The following is a 632-nucleotide window of genomic DNA, read 5'->3' on the forward strand; positions in this document are numbered from 1 at the left end:
GAGCAGACGACCGCGTTAATCGATGGTTTTGAGTCGCCCTATGGCATGGAGTTATTGGCCACGGTCGATTGGTTGATAGCCGAAGAGGGCTGTGCGCCGACGGTGAGCGCGCTGCGAGAGGGGTTGCATCGCTGGCCAGCGGGAACCCCGTGGGGTGAGCGCAAGGCGCGGCTGTTTGACGATCGCAGTCTGCAGATCGCCTTGACCCGTTTGCAGCAGGGATTGGTGTAACGAAGTGGGTGTAACAAATAAGAGCGGCTGCGCGGTTGTCGCGGCGGCTTGAGAGAATAACAGGGATAGAGAGCATGATTTCAGTCGGCCAACGGGAGCGGGCAACCCAGAACCGCGTCATCAAGTTATTTCAAGCGGAGCTGGGCTATCGCTATCTGGGGGATTGGCATACACGGGAGAACAACCGTAATGTCGAGCCGGAACTGCTGACCGCTTGGCTGGTGGGGCGAGGAGTGGACGCGGCGCTGATCCCCAAGGTTCTCAGGCAACTGGATCGGGCGGCGAGCCTGGGCGAAGGGCGCATCCTCTATGACGCCAACAAGGAGTAAGTATTCACCGGAACAGTATTGACACAGGAAAAATGAGACGATCGTCTCTTGATCCCACTTTCCTGCTTGCTT

Annotated in this window: 1 protein-coding gene and 1 pseudogene; both read left to right on the plus strand. The window is 58.1% G+C overall.

All coding sequences use genetic code 11. The annotated features are described in order from the left end of the window. A pseudogene (locus OKC30_RS21310) lies at positions 1-231 on the plus strand (type II toxin-antitoxin system antitoxin DNA ADP-ribosyl glycohydrolase DarG); the annotation flags it as partial. 74 nt (positions 232-305) lie between these two features. Continuing rightward, on the plus strand, positions 306-560 hold the full coding sequence (locus tag OKC30_RS21315; RefSeq protein ID WP_270809846.1) for a hypothetical protein: 255 nt from the start codon (positions 306-308) through the stop codon (positions 558-560). Positions 561-632 lie beyond the last annotated feature (72 nt).

It is taken from the genome of Aeromonas sp. QDB18 (assembly GCF_027705325.1).
Lineage (GTDB): Bacteria > Pseudomonadota > Gammaproteobacteria > Enterobacterales > Aeromonadaceae > Aeromonas > Aeromonas caviae.

Bases quoted from the DNA above. Each gene is read 5' to 3' on its own strand.
- OKC30_RS21315 (WP_270809846.1), top strand. From the start codon at position 306: ATGATTTCAGTCGGCCAACGGGAGCGGGCAACCCAGAACCGCGTCATC.